Origin of the sequence: Actinomadura logoneensis, from assembly GCF_003428695.1 — a bacterium.
GTDB classification, from domain to species: Bacteria; Actinomycetota; Actinomycetes; order Streptosporangiales; family Streptosporangiaceae; genus Spirillospora; species Spirillospora logoneensis.
Window position 1 is genome coordinate 1 of the sequence record NZ_QURH01000834.1, and the last position, 5,059, is coordinate 5,059.

General features: G+C 75.5%; 5 protein-coding genes. 2 read left to right on the plus strand and 3 right to left on the minus strand.

Features of this window, described 5'->3' with window-relative positions:
• Nucleotides 1-500 (plus strand): DUF4232 domain-containing protein (locus DZF91_RS28425; RefSeq protein ID WP_147341430.1); only part of this gene is annotated, 500 nt, incomplete at its 5' end.
• A gap of 248 nt (nucleotides 501-748) precedes the next feature.
• Here DZF91_RS28425 and DZF91_RS28430 read toward each other — a convergent pair.
• Nucleotides 749-1,567, minus strand: coding sequence for a uracil-DNA glycosylase (locus DZF91_RS28430; protein ID WP_117360195.1), 819 nt, complete (start codon nucleotides 1,565-1,567; stop codon nucleotides 749-751).
• Between the two features lie 310 nt (nucleotides 1,568-1,877).
• On the opposite strand from DZF91_RS28430, the gene DZF91_RS28435 reads away from it, so the two are divergent.
• On the plus strand, nucleotides 1,878-2,543 hold the full coding sequence (locus tag DZF91_RS28435; RefSeq protein ID WP_117360196.1) for a DUF2510 domain-containing protein: 666 nt from the start codon (nucleotides 1,878-1,880) through the stop codon (nucleotides 2,541-2,543).
• An 826-nt stretch (nucleotides 2,544-3,369) separates the two neighbouring features.
• On the opposite strand, the gene DZF91_RS28440 is transcribed toward DZF91_RS28435, so the two are convergent.
• Together DZF91_RS28440 and DZF91_RS28445 are read right to left on the minus strand one after the other, a co-directional pair.
• Nucleotides 3,370-4,293 carry a Ppx/GppA phosphatase family protein gene (locus tag DZF91_RS28440; protein WP_117360197.1) on the minus strand — a complete coding sequence of 308 codons (924 nt, stop codon included), beginning with the start codon at nucleotides 4,291-4,293 and terminating at the stop codon, nucleotides 3,370-3,372.
• Nucleotides 4,290-4,847, minus strand: coding sequence for a DUF501 domain-containing protein (locus tag DZF91_RS28445; RefSeq protein WP_117360198.1), 558 nt, complete (start codon nucleotides 4,845-4,847; stop codon nucleotides 4,290-4,292). The genes DZF91_RS28440 and DZF91_RS28445 overlap by 4 nt, the downstream gene beginning before the upstream one ends.
• Nucleotides 4,848-5,059 lie beyond the last annotated feature (212 nt).

The window sequence follows — 5,059 nt, forward strand, 5'->3', positions numbered from 1 at the left end:
CCCCGGGCGGCTCCGGCGGCGGGGCGGGCGGCTCCGGCGGCGGGGCGGGCGGCGGAGGCGGGCAGAAGCCGATCGACCGCTGCGCCGCGCCCATGCTGGACGCGTCCCTCAAGGCGTACAGCCCCGCGGCGGGCAACCGCTACGCGCGCCTGACCCTGACCAACATCTCGGGCCACGCCTGCAAGTTGTTCGGGTTCCCGGGCATCGGCCTCGCCAACCCGCAGAACCCGACCATTCCGGCGTCCACCCGCCGGGGCGGCACTCCCCGCCCGTTCGTGGTGTATCCGGGCGGGCACGCCTACACCATGCTGCACTGGGGCGTCACCCCGGGCATGGGCGAGCCCGACAACGGTCCCTGCGAGCCGACCCCGACCGCCCTGCACGTGACGCCGCCGGACGAGCGGAGCTGGACGCGCGCGTCCTGGACGTTCGGCCCGGTCTGCCTGCACGGCGTGTTCGACGTCCAGCCCCTCTCCCCCAACATCCCCCAGCCGCAGTGACCCACTTTCACGCGGCGCTGCGGTGAACCCGCCGCGTACTGACAGGCCAGGCCCCGGGTGCGGCATCCTGCCGCGCCCCTGACGGTCCACCGCACTTCACCCGGAACCGCCGCGCGTCGCTCCCGCGCGCGACGGCACTTCCGGTGAGCCACCGCCCGCCCCGCCGAGCGCCAGCGCCGGGGCGGGCACGCTGGGCCACGACGCGCCGCCCCGCTCCCAGAGCGGCACGAGCGTTGCCCTTGCCGTGATCAGAGGGCGGCCAGGGTTTTGGCTCGCGTGAAGAGGGTGTCGAGCATGTCCTCGGTGACGCGGCCGGTGAAGGTGTTCTGCTGGCTCGGGTGGTAGCAGCCCAGGAGCGTCACGGACGTGTCGTCGGGCCCCGCGAGCCGAACCTCGGCGCCGTGGCCGAACTTGGGACGGGGACGCGGCACCTCGTATCCGGCCTGGTCGAGGACGGGCCACACCGCCTGCCAGGCGAATCCGCCCAGACAGACGATGCAGCGGACGGTCGGGGCCACGTCGTCGATCTCGCGAGCCAGCCAGGGGCGGCAGGTGTCGCGTTCGGCGGGTGTCGGCTTGTTGTCGGGCGGGGCGCAGCGGACGGTGGCGGCCATCCGGGTGCCGATGAGGCGCAGCCCGTCGTCGGCGCTGACGCTGGTCGGCTGGTTGGCCAGGCCGACGCGGTGCAGGGACGCGAAGAGCCAGTCGCCGGAGCGGTCGCCGGTGAAGATGCGGCCGGTGCGGTTGCCGCCGTGCGCGGCGGGGGCCAGCCCGACGACCATGATCCTGGGCTCGGGGTCGCCCCAGCCGGGGACGGGCCGTCCCCAGTAGGGCTCGGCGGCGAACATGCGGCGGCGTTCGACCGCGACCTTCTCGCGCCAGGCGACGAGCCGGTCGCAGGCGCGGCAGACGGACTGGCGGGCGAGCAGCTCGTGCAGCGAGGGCGCGGACGCGGCGAGCCCGGCGACGTCGGCGGCGTCGTGCGCGACGGGCGTGTCCGGGGCGGCGGGGTCGTCCGGCCAACCGGTGCCGGGCAGGACGTAAGGCGCGTTGGCGGCGTCGCTCATGGTGCGATCCTCGCACGCCGGACCGGCCGCACGTGGCCGCCACCGCGTACCGACGCATTAGGACAAAGCGCACATCTCGGGCAGGCTCCGTCGGTACGATGCGTCCACGCCGGAGGGGGCCGCCCAGTCACGCTCGGAGCCCGCGCGACCAAGCGGGGAGCGGTGGCGGAACTCGGGGCCCGGGCCGCCCGTTCCGCATGCGCCGTCCACGGATCTGTGGACGGGGTTCGCGCGCCGGCGGTGGGCGTGGTGCTGGTGGCGGTGGTGTGGGACCGGGGCGCGGGGGTCGCGCGGAGCGGAGGGCGAGGGGATGACCCGACCCGGCTGGTATCCCGACCCGTTGGGTGAGAGCAAGCTGCGCTGGTGGGACGGCGAGGCGTGGACGGAGGCGCTCAACCCGCAGCCGGCCCGGCCGTCCCGGGTCGCCGCCGCCCAGCGGCCCGAGGGCTCGGCGCTCACCGCCGAGGTGCGCGGCCTGCGGCTCTACGCCGACGACGGGGGCATCGCCTTCGGCAGCAGCGGCCTGGCCTGGGCGGACGTCGAGTGGACGGCCTACTGGAAGACCGCGCTCCCGACCCAGTGGATCTTCCGCGTCGGCCGCCGTCCCTTCTTCGCGGGACCGCGCGTCGAGATCGCGCTCGACCCGTCCGCCCACGACGACGCGCAGGGCCTCTGGACGCGCCTCGTCGAGATCTGCCGGGAGCGCGCCGAGTCGCGGCTCGTCGCGGCGATCGCGGCCCGCGTCCGCGCCGGCGGCGCCGTGGAGGTCACCCAGGGACTGACCGTGCACCCCGGCGGCCTGCACGGAGGCGGCGCCTCGCTGTCCTGGCCGATGGTCGCCGACGCCGTCGTCGAGAAGGGACGCGTCTGGATCCGTCCGGCGGGCGGCGGCCCGGCCGTCCTCTACGTCCCCCAGCAGAGCCCCAACGCCGTGATCATCCCAGCCCTGGTCGCAGCCCTCCGAAACGGAACCTAGCGAGACCCGGACCGCCAGCGCTCAAAGCCCCTCCTGCCGCCCCGCACGCAAACGCACCACCTGCCGCCCGCACGCGATTGCACCACTTGCACCACGCACGCGCCACCTGCACCACACGCGCGAACGCACTACCTGCCGCCCCCCCGCGAATGCGCTACCTGCGCCACGCGGACTCGCGCCACCTGAACCACGCACGCGAACGCGCTACCTGCACGGCGGAGCGAAGCCGAAGGCGAGCGGAGCCGGGCAGATCGCGAAGCGATGCCGCGTTCGCCCAGGCACGGTCACGCAGCGAGCCCCTGGGCGAGCGCAGTGGGCCGGGACTGCGATCAACACAGCCGCTAGGCGAGCGCAGTGGGCCGGGACTGCGATCAACACAGCCGCCAGGAAGCCTGTGATCAGGGAGAACACCTCCAGCACCGTGCCGGGGGAAGGCCGGTGGGCGCGAGGACGACCAGGGCGTGGTCGAGGACGCGCAGGGTGTTCGGGCCGACGGTGCGGCGAGCGGGAAGGGCTGCGGGAAGCCAGGGGTGGGCGAGCGCCGCAGGCCCGCCCGGATGCGGTCCGGCTCGCGGGGCACGGCGTGCTCTTCGTGCGGCTCAGCGACGTGGCCGCCGACGGGAGCTCACGCAACGTCTGCGACGGCGTGGCCAGGACGGGAGGGGGCGAGGTCGTCATCCGGCTCGGCGCGGTCGGGCACCGGTTCGACGCGGGGCACCGGCTCCGCGTGATCGTCGGCGGGCCGCCCGCGCCCCGGTACCCGGCGGACGGCGGGGCCGGGGTTCACCGTGGCCGCGCCGCCCGAAGTGCTCGTCCGGGAGGACCGCTAACCCGCGAGGGACCAGGCGATGCCGTCCAGGATGTCGTGCTCGCTGACGACGACCGCGCCGAAGCCGTACTCGCGCATGATCCGGTCGATGATGAGGGAGCCCGCGCCGATGACGTCCACCCGGCCGGGGTGCATGACGCCGATCGCGGCGCGCTCGGCGCGGGTGGCGTGCAGCAGGTTGCGGGTCACGTCGTGGACCTGGGCGGCCATGATCCGGGAGAGGTGGGTCCGGGACGAGTCGTACTCGGGCAGGCCGAGCGCGATCCCGGCGACCGTGGTGACCGAGCCCGCGAGCCCCACCAGGGTGCGCGCCTCGTCCACCGCGACGGTCTCCCGGACGGTCGCGAGCGCGGCGTCGATGTCGGTGATCGTCGCCGCGATCTGCTCGGGGGTCGGCGGGTCGGCGTCCTTGAGGTGGCGCTCGGTCAGCCGGACGCAGCCGATGTCCATCGACACCGCCGACTCCACGCCGGACGCGCCGAGCACGAACTCGGTGGAGCCGCCGCCGATGTCCACCACCAGGTAGGGGCGGGCCGGACGCAGGGCCGCCAGCTCGCGGGTCGCGCCGGTGAAGGAGAGCCGCGCCTCCTCGTCGCCGGTGACGACCTCCGGCACCACGCCGAAGATGTCCACGACCCCGGCCACGAAGTCGGCCCGGTTCTCGGCGTCGCGGGTCGCGCTGGTCGCGACGACGCGGACCTTCTCCGCGCCGTGCGCGCGGATCATCCCGGCGTACTCGCGCATCGCGGTGAAGGTGCGCTCCAGGGCCTCGGGGGCGAGCCGCCCGGTCCGGTCGACGCCCTGGCCGAGCCGGACGATCCGCATCTCCCGCTCGACGTCGGTGAGCGTGTCGCCCTCCACGTCGGCGATGAGGAGCCGGACCGAATTGGTACCGCAGTCGATGGCGGCGACGCGTGTCACCGTTCCCCCTCCCGGTCCGGCGCGGCGCCGGACCCGTCGTCGGACTCCTCGGCCGTGGACGGGCACACGCACGGCCCCGCGCGCCACCACTCGGGCAGCTCGGCGAGGGCCTCGCGGCCGAACGGGTTGATCCCGGGCACGGCCAGCTCGTGGGCGATCAGCGCGTGCAGGCACTTGACGCGCTCGGGCATGCCGCCCGCGCTCTGCATCCCGGCGGGCAGAGGCTCGACGCCCTCCTCCTTGGTCGCCTCGTCGCGGCGCCGCAGGTAGTCGGCGTGCGCGGCCTCGTAGGCGGCCCGCAGCTCCGGGTCGTCCGCCAGCCGGGCCTGCATCCCGCGCATCATCCCGCCGCCCTCCAGCGTCCCGATCGCGGACGCCAGCTTCGGGCAGGTCAGGTAGAACAGCGTCGGGAACGGCGTGCCGTCCGGCAGCCGGGGCGCCGTCTCGATCACGGCCGGGTTGCCGCAGGGGCAGCGGTAGGCCACCCGGCGGACGCCGCGCGGCTCCCGTCCGAGCTGGGCGGCGATGGCCGCCGTGTCGTGTTCGTCGATCATGTCCCGTCCCCACCCGCGGACCACGCGCGGATCCGCGTCGCCGCCTCCCCGCGGCACCTTGCTCGGCGTCCCGCCGCGCGGGACACCGTCCTCCCCTGGCGTCCCGGAGGACGCCCCGTCCGCCGGGCGCCGTCACCCCGCGGGCGGACGACCCGCGGGCTCCACACCCGCCCGGACGCCCGGCCCCGCCGGCGCGACCACCCGCCGGGCGG

What these genes read in the sequence shown, in the direction of transcription:
- DZF91_RS28430 (WP_117360195.1), bottom strand. Translation starts at nt 1,567, where the DNA reads ATGAGCGACGCCGCCAACGCGCCTTACGTCCTGCCCGGCACCGGTTGG.
- DZF91_RS28435 (WP_117360196.1), top strand. Translation starts at nt 1,878, where the DNA reads ATGACCCGACCCGGCTGGTATCCCGACCCGTTGGGTGAGAGCAAGCTG.
- DZF91_RS28445 (WP_117360198.1), bottom strand. Translation starts at nt 4,847, where the DNA reads ATGATCGACGAACACGACACGGCGGCCATCGCCGCCCAGCTCGGACGG.